Raw genomic sequence first — 17,718 nt, 5'->3', positions numbered from 1 at the left:
TAAATTATGATAAAATTTGAAATTATTTCCATAGTACTCATGGTACTAATGATGGGATGTGAAACAAAAAATAATGGTCAGGCAAAGACTTCGAATAAAAAGCGGCCTAACATTATATTTATGATGTCAGATGATCATGCTTATCAGGCTATCAGTGCGTATAGTAATCATCTGATTGAAACACCCAATATCGACCGGATTGCAAAAGAGGGTATGAAGTTTACCAATGCTTGTGTTACTAATTCTATTTGTGGACCATCCAGGGCAACTATTTTAACGGGTAAACATTGTCATATTCATGGAAAAACAGATAATGTGTTTCCTTTTGATGAAGCGCAAGTAACTTTTCCGCAGTTGTTGAAAAAGGCTGGTTATCAAACAGCCATGTTTGGTAAGTTGCATTTTGGCAATAATCCCAAAGGAATTGATGAGTTTAAGATACTTCCAGGACAAGGATCGTATTATAATCCTGATTTTTATACCAATAATGGAAAGATTACTGTAGAGGGTTATGTGACTGATATCATCACAGATATGTCAATAGATTGGTTGGAGAAACGTAAAGATGAAGAGGATCCTTTTATCTTATTTTACCTGCATAAGGCACCACACAGGGAGTGGTTGCCAGCTCCCCGTCATTTTAAGGAGTTTACTAAAAAGAGCTTTGTTGAACCAGCCACTCTCTTTGATGATTATGAGGGGAGAGGTACTGCGGCAAAAACGGCCGAAATGAATTTGTTAAAGCATATGAACTGGGCCGGTGATTCTAAGCTTTACCCTGAGATGATGGCTGAACTGGGTCTAAAAGATGAATCAGGATGGGACTTGGAAGCTTTTGAAAGGGAGGTAGGACGTATGAATGAAGAACAGCGTGCTGTTTGGGATCAAACCTATAAGCCATTATTGGAAGCATTCAAAAAGAAGTATCCGGAAATGACGCAACGAGAGTTAATGAAGTGGCGTTACCAGCGGTATATGCAAGATTATTTGGGGTGTATTGCTTCGGTCGATGAAAATGTAGGACGTATGCTAAATTATTTGGATGATAATGGATTAAGTGATAATACAATTGTTGTGTATACTTCTGATCAGGGATTTTATCTGGGAGAACATGGTTGGTTTGATAAGCGCTTTGTGTATGATGAGTCGTTTAAAACTCCTCTGTTGGTTCGTTGGCCAGGGATTGTTGAACCAGGATCTACCAATACCCAAATGGTTCAGAATCTTGATTTTGCACAAACCCTGTTGGAGGCTGCTGGTGTTGAAGCTCCTGACGATATGCAAGGAGAAAGCTTAATGCCATTATTGACCGGGAATGATACGGAATGGACCAGAGACGCGGTTTATTATCATTACTATGAGTATCCTTCTATACATATGGTGAAACGTCATTATGCCATTATAACTCAGGAGTATAAGTTGGCTCATTTTTATTACGATGTGGATGAATGGGAACTTTATGATCGTAAAAAGGATGTGAATGAAATGCATAATGTGATTGATGACCCTGCGTATGCTGATGTGGTTGTAAAGTTGAAAAAACAATTGGTGGATTTGCGTAAAAAATATGGCGATAGTTCGGAGTTGGATCAACAACTAATTGATAAATATATTTATATGAAAGAGAATCCGGATGTGGAAAAAGTTCCTCTTCATTAATCTGTATCATTTTAGGACCTAAATAGTAGCTGAATATGAAATTAAGTAAAATATTCATTTGTATTTTTGTATGTGTTTCTTGCTTGGTTAATGCCAATGTAAGACTAAATGCTCTTTTTTCTAATGGCATGGTAGTCCAGCAAAAAACAAAAATTAATGTGTGGGGCTGGGCCGATCCGCAAGAAAAAATATCGCTCACTGCTAGTTGGGGTGCCAAAGCAGAAGTAGTGACCGCCAGCGATAGTACCTGGCGGTTGAAAATTAAAACACCAAAGGCAGGAGGTCCCTTTAAGATTACTATTTCAGGGCATAATACCATTGTTATTGATGATGTGCTTGCGGGAGAGGTTTGGCTTTGTTCTGGTCAGTCTAATATGGATTTTTCCTTGGGTAAGTTTTTAGCAGATGCCAGAGAAAAACAGTATCAGCCTTTGGTTGAATATATCAGAGAAGAAGTGGCTAGGGCTCATGACCCTTGGTTGAGGCATATTGAGGTTCCTCAAACTGCATCTATGCATGAGAGGAAGTATAATTTCTCGGGGAATTGGAGGTATGTTAATATGAAACAAACAGCTGCTATTTCGGCAATAGGTTATTTTTATGCCAAGGAAATTAGAAAACGGCTGAATGTTCCTGTGGGTATTGTAGAATGTGCCTGGGGTGGTTCTCGAATTCAACCATGGATATCAAAGGAGGCTTATGGGGAAGATGAGGAAATGAATGCTTACTTTGAAGAAGAAACGGTGTGTTTGAATAAGCTTATTGAAGAAATGGATAGTGAGCATTATATGGATACTGCATACCAACGAAAACTAAAAGAATATAGAGCAAATAAGGGAACTGTCAGAAAACCATGGCCGCAAGAGCATCCAGAAAAGAGTAAGCAAACTCCAGCAAGCTTATACAATGGAATGGTCTCTGCTATTGTACCTTATACAATAAAAGGAGCCTTATGGTATCAGGGGGAATCGAATTCTCATTATATGGAAGAACAGTATGAGAAATATTTTACGGCTCTAATCAATAGCTGGAGAAAAGAATGGGGACAAGGTGATTTTCCTTTTTATTGGGTACAATTGGCTTCCTATAAAGTGCCGGATCATCGCTCTGATATGGGTTGGGCAATGGTAAATGATCATTTGAGAAGAACCATGAAATTGCCTAATACGGGTATGGCGGTGTTGCACGATATAGGGGAAGCCAGTGATGTTCATCCTCATAATAAGATGGATGCGGGTAAACGCTTGGCATTATGGGCACTAAAGAAGGATTACCACCAGAAAGTGGCGGCAGTGAGTGGGCCGCTCTATAAACGGATGAAAGTGATAGATAATAAGGTGGTTGTGGAGTTTGAGCATGCAGAATCTGGTTTAATGGTAGCTAAAAAAAATCTATTGGATGAACCAATGGAGATCGATGAGCCTTTACAGTGGTTTGAAATAGCCGGAGAAAACGGAGTGTGGAAAAAAGCCAAGGCTCGAATTATTTCTAAAAATAAAATAGAGATGTTTAATGCTGATATCACTGATCCGGTAAAGGTTCGTTATGCCTGGTCCTCTAACCCTCAAGGAGCAAATTTGTATAATAGGGAAGGATTGCCTGCTGCTATTTTTTCCAGCGAGAAATGATTTTTTACCTTAATCCCCACATTATTGGCTGGTCTATTGTCTTCTAAGTAAAAAAAGATGATATGATATAAAAGGGTTATAGATATTTCTATAACCCTTTTATGTTGCCTAGTAGGGTGTAAATGGTTGTTTTTTAGGTATAAATTTCTTTTGTTTTTTAAATACAACCTATTCCCTATTTTTTGAGATTGGTGTCCTATTGATGTGTCTTAATACCAAATATCTTCGCTAGCATTAATAATTAGGCTTTGATGAAAACCATTTGATTCAGAAAGCATCAAGCCGCTTAACTTGAATAAAAAAATAACACTGAAAAACATGAAACGTGCCATAAGAACTTTGTCCTTACAAAGATAGATGATTAAGCTTGGTGAGTTTTATATGGCCTTTGAAAATTAAATTAGACTCATATGAAAATGTTAAAATGTTTGGTATATACTGCCTTTTTGATAGCAGTCATTACATTAAGTGCCTGTAGCATAAATAGGAAGCCTATAAATGAGCAAGAATTGATAAATTATTGTGTTGATAAAGTAAAGACCACAATGCTCAGTTTAAATGAAGCGGATAGTTTACCCCGGAATATTTATCCAAATCAAACAAAGTGGAATAAGGTAGGTATTCATGATTGGACCAGTGGATTTTGGCCCGGTTTACTATGGTATGCATATGAAACAAGTGGTGATCAGGAGATTCTTAATTATGCAGAAAAATTTACCGAACCTCTAAAAGGGGTGTTGGATGTCCCTGTCGATAATCACGATTTAGGTTTTATGTTATATTGTAGTTTTGGAAATGGTTACCGTCTTACTAAAAATAAAGATTATCATGACTTTTTGCTTGTGGCTGCGGATTCCTTAGCTACTTTATATAACCCTAAAGTGGGTACCATATTGTCATGGCCGGTTATGGTTGAAAAAATGAACTGGCCGCATAATACCATCATTGATAATATGATTAATCTGGAGTTGCTTTTTTGGGCTTCAAAAAATGGTGGGGGTCAACATTTATATGATATCGCTGATACGCATGCAAAGACATGTATGACTACGCTTATTCGTCCTGATTATACTACCTATCATGTAGCTGTTTTTGATACAACCGATGGGCACTTTATCAAAGGAGTAACACATCAAGGTTATGCAGATGATTCTCAGTGGGCCAGAGGTCAAGGCTGGGGTATTTATGGTTATGCGATGTGTTATAGAGAAACGGGTAATGAAGACTTTCTTACAACATCTCAAAAACTTGCAGACGTTTTATTAGAACGTTTACCGGAAGATGGTATTCCTTACTGGGATTTTGATGACCCGGAAATCCCTAATGCGCCTAAAGATGCTTCTGCAGCTGCTGTGGCTGCTTCTGGTATGTTGGAATTGTCGCAGTTGGTGAAATCTAAAGCCTTGCAGCAAAAATATTTTAACGCTGCCGTTGAAATGCTCACTAATCTTTCTAATGAGAATTATCTAAGCAGAGATATCAATCAAGCCATGCTTTTGCATTCTACAGGTCACAAGCCCAATAATTCTGAAATTGATGTTTCAATTATTTACGCCGATTATTATTATTTGGAAGCATTGTTGAGATTAAAGAAGATAAGGGAAGCCATGTAATTCAGGTTTGTTTTAGCGTGTTTAGATACTGCTTGAATGTGATGAAAGGATTTGAAAACCTACTACGAATTATAATTGCTGCCCATCAAGTGCTAAGCTAATTTGTTTCAATTCATCATGGTGGTGCGATGGTTCATTTTAGTACTTTTAATTCTGATAACGAAGTTATAATGCATCATCCGGAGTAAATCATCTTTTAATGAGATATGTTTATAGTCTAAAATCAATAGAGCACTTATTTTAGACTATAAACATTTTTTTGTAACAGCTAAACAATTAATTTTGTACTTAGTCTGACCACAATGGTATAATTTCATGTTTATATTTTGAGAAGGTAAACTGATTTATTAATCTTGTCATATTTGGATTCTGGAAGAAACTCCATAAAACAGATATATCAGTCGGGCGTAATTTGACTTAAAAAGAGTATAATACTGGGTATATGATCCGTAGGCAATTAAAGTTTTATTGTTGTTGGCTGTTATTCATTAACGCTATAGGTAGTGCGTGGGCCAATACAAATCAATCCTTTCAATTTAAACATTTCAAATATGATGATGGGCTTCTTTCCAATACGGTCAATGCTATCATTCAGGATGAAGATGAGTTCATGTGGTTTGGAACTTCAGAAGGTCTATGTCGTTTCGATGGTTATGGATTTCAAAACTTTACGCATATAGCTGGAGATAACAATTCTTTAAATGATAATTTCATCTCTTCAATTGCAGAGGATACCCTACGAAATTGTATTTGGGTGGTTAATTCTTTAGGCGTATCCCGACTGGATAAAACAACTTATAAGTTTCGTAATTACCCCATTTCAGATACCAGTAAGTTTCACTTTTCTCCGTTTTATAGAGGTACCGTTTGTGTGGATCATAGGGGAAACGTTTGGGTGGAAGGCTTTGGTAAGGAATATTCCGAAGGCTTGTTTAAATACATAGAAGATGAGGACTGGTTTGTAAATCTATCCAAACAGGAGGGTTCTGTTATGCAGGGACTTACTTGTATTTATGAAGACAGCAATAAGAAGCTGTGGTTTGGAACTGATCATGCTTTGTTTTCCTATAATCACAGTACTGAATCCTTCCATAAAATCAACTTTAGAAATCCACAAATTGATTCTCTTCATATTACCTGTTTGTTTCAAGGTAAGGATGATAAATTATGGATTGGAACCTATCATGATCATTCCATCTATGTGCTTGAGGATGATAGTATTTCATTGGCTTTCAAGTCTGCATATTCCAATGATGATTATAACTGGATTTCGTCTTTGGCTATTTACAATGACCAAGAATTGTTTGTGGCTATTAAAGATTTGGGTATTCAGGTGATTGATTTGAGTAGTGGGGCTAAAAGTTTGTTACAACCTGATATGTACAAGCCTTATGGGATTAAAAGTAAGACACCCACTGTTATTTATCCAGATAAATCTGGAAATATTTGGATTGGATCATACAATAATGGCGTAAATTTTTTAGATAAGCATAAAAAGAAATTTAATCTGTATCAGTTTAATTATACTGACTCTGGTCTTTTAAGTAATAATGTGCGTGCATTTTTTGAGGATTCTGATGGAGAACTTTGGGTAGGAACTAAAGAGGGTGGAGGAATTAGTAAATTTAATCCCGAGGACGGTACTTTTATTAACTACAAAGCAGACCGCTTTAATCCCAGTTGGTTGGATAATGATATTGTAATTTGTATCAGTGAGCTTGAAAAAGGGAAATTATTAGTGGGAACCTATGGAGGAGGAATCTATTTATTCAATAAAGCAAAAGAAACTTTCAGCAAGTTCGCTATGCCCAATGATGGAAAAAATTCCATTTCTAATAAATATGTGTATGCCTTATATAAAGATGAAGATGCTCGTATTTGGATTGGTTCCAATTCGACTGTTGATATTTATGATAAAAATACAAATACATTTTCTCATCTCCCAGGTGTCAATTATGCAAGGTGCTTTATGGATAATGGAGATGCCATATTGATTGGTACTTGGACGAAAGGTTTATATATATATGAGAAGTCAAAAAAGACAATAGAAAATTATCGCTTTAAACATCCGCAGCTTCAAAAAGATAAGAACGTTCGTATAAATGGCATGGCTCGTGACAATGAAGGATATGTTTGGATGGGAACCAATAAGGGACTGCTAAGATTTTCTGGCAAGGGTGAAGAAGAGCTGTTATTTACACAAAATGATGGATTGCCGAATAATTATATTTGTGCGGTGCAGGTGGATGATTATAATAATGTATGGGCCAGTACAAAAATTGGAATTATAAAATATAATTATAACAAGGAGTCAGTCAGGGTATACAACAAGTATGATGGTCTTCAATCCAATGTTTTTGAAGAGTTTGTTTCTTTAAAAACACGTGATGGTTACATTCTTTTCTCTGGATTAAATGGATTTAATATGTTTTATCCTGATTCCATTAAAGATAATACGAATCCTCCGGAGATACATTTGACCGATTTTAGAATATTAAATGAGAAGGTACAAATTGGAGGTGATAAATCACCTTTGAAAAAACACATTGACTTAACGGATCAGATTACCTTAAAGAATGCACAATCTTCTTTTAGTTTTGAGTTTGTGGCGGTAAATTATACATCACCTGAAAAGTCGCAGTATTTGTACATGCTCGAAGGTTATGATAAGGACTGGCAAAGAGCAGGCGTAACTAAAATAGCTAATTATACCAAGGTTCCGGCAGGTAAGTATAGTTTTAAAGTAAAAGCTTCCAATGGAGATGGTGTGTGGAGCGAAGATGTGAAAAATATTAAAGTAAAAGTCAAGCCTCCTTTTTCAAGGAGTATTCCTGCTTTTGTTCTGTATTTTGTTTTGTTGGTGATGTTTTTGGCTGCCTATAGGAGGTTTGTTAAAAATAGTACTACGCAAAAAAATAGATTGGCGGAAGAAATAAAAGAAAATAAAAGGCTAGAGGATTTGAGTAGAAAAAGAATTCGCTTTTTTACCAATATCTCACATGAATTACGTACGCCACTTACTTTGATAGCTTCTCCTCTTGAAAGGCTTGTAAATTATAATACCAATGATAAACAGTTAACTTCTTTAATTCATATCATGAACAGGAATGCCCAGAGATTGATGAGGATTGTTAATCAATTGATGGACTTTAGAAGAATTGAAGAAAATAGGATTCAATTAAAAGTGGTGGAGACTGATATTGTTAAATATGTAAAAGATGTACTGGCTAATTTTAATGATATCGCTAATAACCGGAGCTTGAAGCTTAATTTTCAGACCAATGTTCCCGAAGGGTATAAGGGATGGTTTGATGAAGGTATCATGGATAAGATATTGTTTAACCTTTTGTCGAATGCGGTAAAATTTTCACCTGTGAATGGCGAAATACTTATGGAGGTTAATGTTGAAAACGGAGAAGCTATATTCAAAGTTTCAGACAAGGGAATCGGAATTCCTGAATCAGATATAGAGAAAATTTTTGAACGATTTTATACCACCGATCATGCCGACCATCAATTTTCTGGCGCTGGCGTAGGACTTTCATTTACCAAGAGTTTAATCGATTTGCACAAGGGTAAAAAGCATGTTAGTAGTAAATTAGGAGAGGGTAGCTGTTTTGAAGTTACCATTCCAATAGTAAAGGAAGCATATCAGGAATCCGAATTGCAGGAACATGTGGATCAACCCTTACCTAATACTGTAATAGAAGATATTACTACTCATAATGATGGGCATAAGGAGGGTGATAAAGAAATGCATTCGGATGTAATCTTAATCGTTGAAGATTATGATGATTTGAGAGAATATCTGGCGCATAATTTAAGCAATTATAAAGTTTTAACTAGTGCAAATGGTAAAGAGGCACTTAAACTGGCCAATGAAAATATGCCAGACCTGATTCTTTCTGACATAATGATGCCAGAGATGGACGGTCTTGAATTGTGTAAGCATATAAAAACGAACATTATTACTTCTCATATCCCCGTGATTTTGCTAACTGCCCGAACTACAGCAGAACAAAAGCTGGAAGGTTTTGTGCATCATGCAGATGCATACATAGAGAAACCTTTTAGCATTGATTTGTTGACGATTCAAATTGCGAACTTGTTGCAGCTGAAGAAAAATATTTCCGCTAAGTACAATTCTGAAATAAAAGTTACTGCCAAAGGAGACGATGGTATGTTGCCTCTTGATAAAAAATTTCTGGCTAAGTCTAGAGAAATTATTGAGAATAGTATGAGTGATACAGAATTGTCTGTGGAGAGTTTGAGCTCAGAACTGGGAATGAGTAGAAGCCAGCTTTTTCGTAAATTTAAAGCCCTGACCAATACTACACCTAGTCAGTTTATTAAGGTGATCAGGTTGAAAAAAGCTGCTGAATTATTGGCTAGAAAAGAGTACAATGTGAATGAGGTTGCCTTTATGGTTGGTTTTGTAGATTCTTCTCATTTTATTTCTTCGTTTAAAAAATTCTATGGTAAAACACCTAAACAGTTTGCAGAAGGGGATACGTCTAAGTAGGGATCACGCACAAAAGTTGGGTTTGTTAAAAAAAAAGTATGTATTTAGCTGTTAAATAGGAACAGATAAAATAAATTGTGAAAGAAGTACTATCATCGGAGCTATTGGTTCTATTTTTACCAGAAGGAATATTAAGCTGGCGAGTTGTTGTAGTTGCTAAGTTGTTTAAGCTGTAGAGTTGCCATGTTGACGCGTTAAAAGGTTTAGAGAGTTCATTTTTAACCTTGAAATGACTTCAAGTAAAATACAAGTAGTTATAACTTATCCATAACTATATTCAATATTTCTCGACTAAAAAAATCCATATTAAAGATCTCTCATCTAAACAATATTTTCAATTTGATTAGCAATTTCAAGTATAACAAAAATTGGGACAATCCGTCCATATTCAATAACTTTCGATAAAAATCCGCATTTGAATACCCAACCACTAATAAAACAACCGCAGGGTTGGCCAGAACAATTGCTGTGGCCGGCGTTGGCGAGAGAGCTTTACGATGGCTGGTTATTATAGTTGAGTAGTCCTAGTTGTGTTTAGGATTTTGCTTTTTTGATGTGATCATTGTTCTATTTGATCTTTAAAAAACACAGATTGACAGCAGTTTTAATTCTCATGACAAAGTTTTAATGCATTTGAACTTCTGCTGTCCTATATTCAAAATGCTGTATTGCTTGCCAAATTTCTATTTTGGTTTGCCTGCTGCAATTTTATCATGTGCACGTATTGATTTTATATATGTTCTAATGCAAAGGATAAGTTTCTGCGTATGGGTTATACTAGTAAGTTTTTATCATATAGATTAAATGTTAAAAAATAACAATGAAATTTAAATATTAATTCCCTTATGGATGAAATTGTATTTGGTTGAATGTTAGTCTAATATAGGGTTTGTCTTTAACTTGTTCATTTCCATACAACATTTCTAATAGTATTTGAAACATATTCAATACTCACAATTGGTAAGCCTATATAAATTTGAAATGTTAAGATTTCGTAAATAGCCTAAATATTTATGTAAATCATTAAAAAAACTTAAAGACAATAAATCAAACAGTGCAATTTTGATTTGCCTGTAGCACTTAAATCTATTTATAATAAATATCATGAGAAAAATTCAAAATTTGTTTCTGATATGCATGTTTGGATTGCTTATTTCATCTGGAGGTTGTAGACCGGATGATGAGGAATTCGATCGGCCTACTACGCTTGCTGGGCCTGTATATCAGCAATTAGAGAGTATGGGTAATTTTAGTCATTACCTGCAATGTTTAGATAGAACAGAGTATGCTGAAGCCCTTAAAACAGGAGGTTCATGGACTTCGTTTGCGCCCACGGACGATGCTTTTGATGCTTACTTTCAGGCCAAAGGATATAGTTCCGTAGCAGATATGCCTCAGTACAAGGTTGAAGATATTGTTAAATATTCCTTAATCATAGATTCCTATAATATGACAACCTTAACTTTTTATAGTAATGGTTGGTATGCAGGGAATAGTTTTAGACGTTATACCTTATATACGGATTCCTTGGAGATAGTAAAGGGGAGTGATTATCCTTATTTACAGGAAGTACAGAACAAAGAATATTTGGTGGATAAAAGTAGAACGAGACGTAAGACTACAAACTACTTCTTAGATCTTTACATTGATTCTGAAAAAAATGCGATAGAACGAAGTGATTATACTTATATGTTTCCTGGAGAGAGAGAATTGGAAGAGGGAGAAATGCGAGTTTTCGATTCGGAGGTTACAGAAGCTGAGATCGTTGCTGAGAATGGTTTAATATATGCTTTGGATAAAGTACTGGAGCCCAAGCCAAATTTATATCAAAATTTAAGTTCCGAAGAGTATGGAGGTAAGTACAGTATGTTTAAAAATATGCTGGATCGTTTTGGGTATTTCCAATATATGGGTATGGAAGAAAATCCATATACTGGAGCCGAGGACTCTCTGTTTCAAATTCGTTACCAAACTGGAATTTCCAATAATTACCTGGCTTTTGATCCAAGTGACGAAATAATGCCTAAGTTAATTAATAATGTGGATCGTACAGAGGCTGATGCAACTGGTTTGTTGGTGCCAACAAATGAGGCTTTAATAGATTATTTACAACAAGATAACGAGCTGGCTAAAAACTACGATTCTTATGATGATATGCCTTTGGATGTATTGGCCATATTCTTGAATGTTAACTTTTTCACCCAGTTTTGGGAAGTATGTCCTAGTCAGTTTTCTGAAACCTATAATGTGGGTTTAGAGCCTGTACATATGACCGAGGCTGATGTGGTGGACACAAAATTTTGTAGTAACGGCCTATTTGTTGGGGTGAATAAAATTTATCCAACAACTAGCTTTGCAACCGTATATGGACCATTGGTACTTGATGAGGACTATTCTGTAATGCTAAGTGCTATTAAAGATATGGGCTTGGATAATACCTTAAAAGGTACGGGTATCGATTTTTCTATCTTGGGAATTAGAAATGACCAGTGGGTGAATATTCCTGACCCCAATAGTACTAGTAGAAAGATTACGATTGAGGGGTATACAGAGGATATGTCTGTAATATATATGTCGGTGACTGGTGATCCTGATGATTCTAATAACAGGGTATATCCGGACCCAACTAGTGCAACACCTAGTAGTACAGAAATGAGTTATGTTCAAGAGACTATCAATGATATTGTGCTAAATCAGATGATCGAAGCTAGTTTGGATCAACCTAATTATTACCAAACTAAAAAAGGTGAGTTTGTATATTTTGATGGTACCCGTGTGCAAGGCGGAGGAGATATCCTTAATGATGAGTATGTTGGATTTGATCAGATCACTGAGTTATCCAATGGTAAATTTTATGCTACCGATAAATTTGTAAATCCGCCATCGGATTTTACGTATGATGCTTTGGCAAATACATCTAACTTTTCTCAATTTTTAATGGCTATTGATGGAGCCGGTGCTAAATTGAGCCTCACTACTTATTCTGGAGCCAGCTTGATCAACTTCTTAGATCTTAGAAAAACATATACATTGTTTGCTCCCAATGACGATGCAGTTCTGAAAGCAGTTGAAGATGGTGTTATTCCAAATCCGGATCCCGCTTACCTAAATAGCCTTAGTGAACTTGATAGAGCAATTGCATCAGAGCAATTACTTAATTTTGTTAAGTTACATTTTGTCCAACATCCTATACCCACTGATGGTATTACTTCGGGTGAGTATAAAACACTTTATTACGCAGAGATAATTGATTTTGTTCCTGTTTATTCCACATTTGAAATTGAAAATGACTATGGAAATGAACAAATAACTATTAAGAACTCGGATACAAAAGAAATGGTGGCGCAGACTTCTGGAATTACCAATCTTTTCACGAAACGTGTAGTGGTACATGAAATAGACAGTTACTTAAAATAGTGCTGCAATACTATGAAACGAATAAATCCAATAAATATTAATCCAAAGTTTTGGAGTCGATGAATAATTATAGAAATATATTAAAGACAAATATAAGTCAGCCCAGTGCTACATATAACTGTCGACGGAAAAAAAGTAATTATTTGAAATTACTTATTGCGACAATAGTATTACTCGGAAATTTAGTAATGTTGACTGATGCGAATGCGCAGTCCGGTGTTACTATTACAGGAAAGGTTACTTCATCTGATAATGGAGAACCCTTGGTGGGAGTAACTGTTGCGGAGAAAAATAGTTCGAATCGTTTTATTAATGGTACCATTACCGATTTTAATGGTAACTACTCCATAACCATTAGAAGTACTGAAAATACTTTGTCATTTTCTTTTATAGGTTTAGATACTAAAGTGGTGGTACCTGGTAACAAAAAAGTGGTCAATGTGGAGCTTGATGAAACAGCTGTGCAAATTGATGAGTTTGTTGTAAGTGCCCGTAAAATGGTCAATGATGGTGAGTTTGCCATGGATCCCAAGCGGGTAGCTACGGCTGTTCAAACGATCGATATGAAGGATGTTACAGAAGTGTCTTCTACGTCTTTAAGTGACCAAATACAGGGACGGTTAAGTGGTGTTGAAATTGTTGCTCAATCTGGTGACCCTGGTGCAGGTATGTCCATACGTATTAGAGGTACTTCTTCGTTGAACACTTCTTCTGAGCCACTTATTGTAATCAATGGTATTCCTTTCGAAACACAATTTGATGATACTTTTGATTTTAGCGTGGCCGATGAACAAGAGTATGCGGCCTTAATAGGTGTGTCAGCTGACGATATTGCTGAAATATCAGTTTTAAAAGATGCGGCGGCAACCGCACAATATGGTTCTAAAGGTGCCAATGGTGTTTTAATGATTACTACCAAACGAGGTACACCAGGAAAGGCTGTTTTTTCTTATGGATTCCGAGGTTCTTTGAGTCAACAACCAGATGGTATCCCATTGCTTAATGGACATCAATATTCAACATTAATAAAAGAGGAAACTTTACAGTTAGGAAAAAACAAAGGAACGTATCCTCAAGTGGAGTATGATCCATCTTACGAATTGTATGATTATTATAACCATAACATAAATTGGTTAGATGAAATTACACAAATAGGTCATACTCAAGATCATAACTTCTCAGTTTCAGGTGGTGGAGAAAAGGCCATGTATCGAATTTCATCCAGTTATAAAAGTCAGAAAGGAACAACGATGGGTACGGCCAATGAGTTGTTCACCACAAGAGCTATTTTAGATTATTTAGTTTCTGACAAGTTACGAATTACTTCTGAGCTTTCTTTTAGTCATGGTTCCTTAGACAAGGCTTTTCAGTTGACGGATAAATCGGCTACTAGCATCAGGAATGTAGCATTGATAAAAATGCCTAATCAATCAATCTATGAGTTGGATGAATTTGGTAATTCAACAGGTGCTTATTTTACCCCGGAGGATGCTTTTCAAGGCAGTGGAATTACCTATTATAATCCAGTTGCTATGGCGAACCTAGCCACCTATAACGTGGAGAGTAATCGTATCTCTCCAACTTTTAGGGTGCGGTATGATGTGACACCTAGTATAAGGTACGATGGTATTATTTCCTTTGATGCCAATAACAATGAAACCCTTCATTTTGTACCAGAAGAAGCATTAGGTACTTATTGGTCAGGTTCCTACGCTAATAAAGCTTCACAAACGGATAGTGAGTTTTTTGTGGTTAGAACAGAAAATAGAGTAACATGGATGCCTAAGTTAAATGATGATCACTCTTTGTTTCTGAATGCCAAATTTATTACGTACGATAAGACTACGCAAACCTATAAGGTTTCAACCAGTAACAGTCCTAGTACCTTGTTGCAGTCGCCTATTATCGATACGCGTATCGAAGGATCAGGCAATAGTATTGAGTCAGGATATACACAATATCGCCAACTAACCTATAGTGCAGCTTTCAACTATATGTTTAAAAATAGATATATTATAGGTGGTGGTTTAAACTATGAGGGTAGTTCTCGTTTTGGGGATGATAATCGTTATGGCTTGTTTCCAAGTGTTAGTGCGAAATGGTTAATAAATGAAGAAAGCTTTCTTAAAACAGCTCATTGGATTGATGAACTTAGTGTGAGAGCAAGTTATGGTAAAAATGGTAATTCTCCGGGGTTTAATTATGGTCAATACAATGTGTATTCTACTTATGACTACAATTATATTGATGTGCGCCCTGCATACTCATCAAGTATTGAATTAGACGGACTGAAATGGGAAACTGTTACACAAGAAAACGTTGGTTTTAATGCGCGTATGTTCAGAGGTAGGTTAGATGCTGACTTTGATCTGTATTTGAAACGGACTGAAGATATGTTAAGTAAAAATACAAGTATTCCAACTACTTCTGGTTACTCATCTTTGGCTTATCTTAATATTGGTACCATTGAAAATAAAGGATGGGAATTTAATGTGATGAGTACGCTGGTGAAAAGAAAAAACTTTAAACTTGATTTTAATTTTAATATATCTCAAAATATCAATGAAATTGTTGAGATAACGGATGCCATGGATGTGGAAGAAGGAAATGCCCTCTCTACAGGTTCAGATGGTTATGTGCGTAGGATACAGGAAGATAATCCCATTGGTTCATTCTATGGATATAAGTATTTAGGTGTGTATAGTACTTCTGATGATTTGTATGCCAGAGATGCCAATGGAGATATTATCTACGATATGAATGGTGAAGCCAAAATGATGATGTTTAATAACACCAATCTTTTTGAAGCGGGTGATGCCAGATATGCAGATATTAATCATGATGGCAATATTAATGAACTGGATGTGGTTTATATTGGAAATGCTAACACAAAACTACATGGAGGGTTTGGTCCAAGAGTTACCTATAAGGATATTTCGTTAAATATATTCTTTAACTTTAGGTATAAGCAAGATGTGGTTAATTTGGCTCGTATGAATACCGAAAGTATGAGTGGTTACGACAATCAAAGTACGGCAACTTTGCGAAGATGGAGGTTTGAAGGAGACGAAACGGATATTCCTCGTGCTTATTATAATAGCCCAAAGAATAACTTGGGGTCTGATAGATATTTGGAAGATGCTTCTTTTTTACGCTTGAAATCTGTTACACTGAAGTATAATCTACCTAAGAGCTTGTTAAAAACGATTGGCTTCACCAGAGCCAATGTATATATCACAGGACAAAATTTATTGACATTCACCAAATATACTGGTCCTGATCCAGAAACAGGAGCAAGTAGCAATTGGAAAAATTTAGGTTTTGATAGCAATCAAACACCAAGGTCAAGACAAGTTACCTTAGGATTAAACTTATCATTTTAAATCGAATAAATTATGCGAAAATATATTTTAAAAATCGGAGTTTCACTGGGCATTATCATGATGCTTACTGCGAGCTGTGATGATTATTTGGAGTTGACTCCTAAGGATGATCTGGTTCAGGATGAGTTTTGGCAAAATAAAGAGCAGGTGAATTCGGCCGTGGCCGGTATTTATGCATCTATGAATGAGTCTGGTTTTACGGAACGTTTATTACTTTGGGGCGAAGCCAGAGCAGAGATGATGGTTTCGATTGATGCCAGTAACAATGCGCAAAATATGATGAAAAATTATCTAGTGCCAACCAATGGGTATGTGAGCTGGACTAACTTTTATAAAACTATTAACTATTGTAATATGGTGTTGGCTTTTGCCGATCAGGCAAAAGAAAACGATCCTACCTTTACTGAACTGGCTTTGAATAGATATAAGGCAGAGGCGCAAACCTTGCGTTCTTTGGTGTATTTTTTCCTGGTTAAAAACTATAAAGAAATACCACTGATTGCGGAAGCCACATTAAGTGATCAAGCTGATTTTTATCCAGCCAAAAGTAGTGAAGGTGAGGTGTTAAACCATATTACATCAGATATTCTTGCTGTTATTGATTATTTGCCTGTTTCATATGAAGAAGGCGTGAAATATGATAAAGGAAGACTAACCAAGGGGGCTGCTTATTCCATATTGGCCGATATTTATTTGTGGCAGGAAAAATATGACGATTGTATTGAGGCTTGCCAAAAAGTAATTGACTTGCAAAAGTATAGCTTGGTTGAAAAGAGTGAATGGTTTAATCAAATATTTTTTGAAGGAAACTCGTCTGAAGGAATTTTTGAATTGCAATTTGATGATCTTTTTTCAACTCTGAGAAGCTATTTTTATTATTTCGATCCGAAAGTGAAACCTTATGATGAAATACAAGATCTGTTTCCGGAAGAGGTGGAGGATGTGCGTGCCAATAGAGGAAGCTATGATCGTTCAACAGGCACCGTATTTAAATATGCAGGAGTTGATGCTAAGGCAGGAACCTTCCGTAGTTATACCGAATTTTATAATACATGGATCTTTTATAGGTATGCCGACGTCTTATTGATGCAAGCTGAGGCTTATTTGTTATCTGAAAATAATAAAGATGAGGCAAAGGCCTATGATTTAATCAATCAGGTTCATATGCGTGCTACGGGTATTCCGCTTGAAGCAGATAATTTATATTACGACCTGTTAAAGGAACGTCAAAAAGAATTTGCTTTTGAAGGTAAGCGCTGGTACGACTTACTTCGTTATGCAAGACGAAATAGCTTCCAAGATCAATATTTGATTACTGAATTGGTTGAAATAAAAGCTGGGGCTGATAATGCTGATATTATAGAAAGTTATTATTCGGATACGGCTTCTTACTTTTTGCCAATTTATCAGAATGAAATTAATTTGAATTCTAATTTGGAACAGAATCCATACTACATTAACTAATTGACAAATGAATAAATTAGACATATGAAACG

7 protein-coding genes are annotated in these 17,718 nt (G+C 35.9%); all 7 read left to right on the top strand.

What is annotated here, in order from left to right; translation table 11 throughout:
• The first annotated feature begins 6 nt into the window (after positions 1 to 6).
• The 7 genes from CYTFE_RS0107525 (at position 7) to CYTFE_RS0107490 (ending at position 17,686) form a co-directional block, all read left to right on the top strand.
• Positions 7 to 1,659, top strand: coding sequence for a sulfatase family protein (locus CYTFE_RS0107525; RefSeq protein ID WP_027471311.1), 1,653 nt, complete (start codon positions 7 to 9; stop codon positions 1,657 to 1,659).
• A gap of 35 nt (positions 1,660 to 1,694) precedes the next feature.
• Positions 1,695 to 3,287, top strand: a complete 1,593-nt coding sequence (locus CYTFE_RS0107520; protein WP_044212116.1) for a sialate O-acetylesterase — start codon at positions 1,695 to 1,697, stop codon at positions 3,285 to 3,287.
• Between the two features lie 410 nt (positions 3,288 to 3,697).
• Entirely contained in the window at positions 3,698 to 4,900 is a 1,203-nt protein-coding gene (locus CYTFE_RS0107510; RefSeq protein WP_200871209.1) for a glycoside hydrolase family 88 protein, read from the top strand.
• 442 nt (positions 4,901 to 5,342) lie between these two features.
• Entirely contained in the window at positions 5,343 to 9,422 is a 4,080-nt protein-coding gene (locus CYTFE_RS0107505; RefSeq protein WP_027471308.1) for a hybrid sensor histidine kinase/response regulator transcription factor, read from the top strand.
• A 1,104-nt stretch (positions 9,423 to 10,526) separates the two neighbouring features.
• Positions 10,527 to 12,839 (top strand): fasciclin domain-containing protein, encoded by a 2,313-nt coding sequence (locus CYTFE_RS0107500; protein ID WP_044262656.1) that lies wholly within the window; start codon positions 10,527 to 10,529, stop codon positions 12,837 to 12,839.
• 143 nt (positions 12,840 to 12,982) lie between these two features.
• Positions 12,983 to 16,222, top strand: coding sequence for a SusC/RagA family TonB-linked outer membrane protein (locus CYTFE_RS0107495; protein WP_027471306.1), 3,240 nt, complete (start codon positions 12,983 to 12,985; stop codon positions 16,220 to 16,222).
• Between the two features lie 12 nt (positions 16,223 to 16,234).
• Positions 16,235 to 17,686 (top strand): RagB/SusD family nutrient uptake outer membrane protein, encoded by a 1,452-nt coding sequence (locus CYTFE_RS0107490; protein ID WP_027471305.1) that lies wholly within the window; start codon positions 16,235 to 16,237, stop codon positions 17,684 to 17,686.
• Positions 17,687 to 17,718 lie beyond the last annotated feature (32 nt).

This window comes from Saccharicrinis fermentans DSM 9555 = JCM 21142 (assembly GCF_000517085.1).
Lineage (GTDB): Bacteria > Bacteroidota > Bacteroidia > Bacteroidales > Marinilabiliaceae > Saccharicrinis > Saccharicrinis fermentans.
Note: the sequence above shows the minus strand (reverse complement) of the source record. Positions and strands in the feature narration are given on the sequence as shown.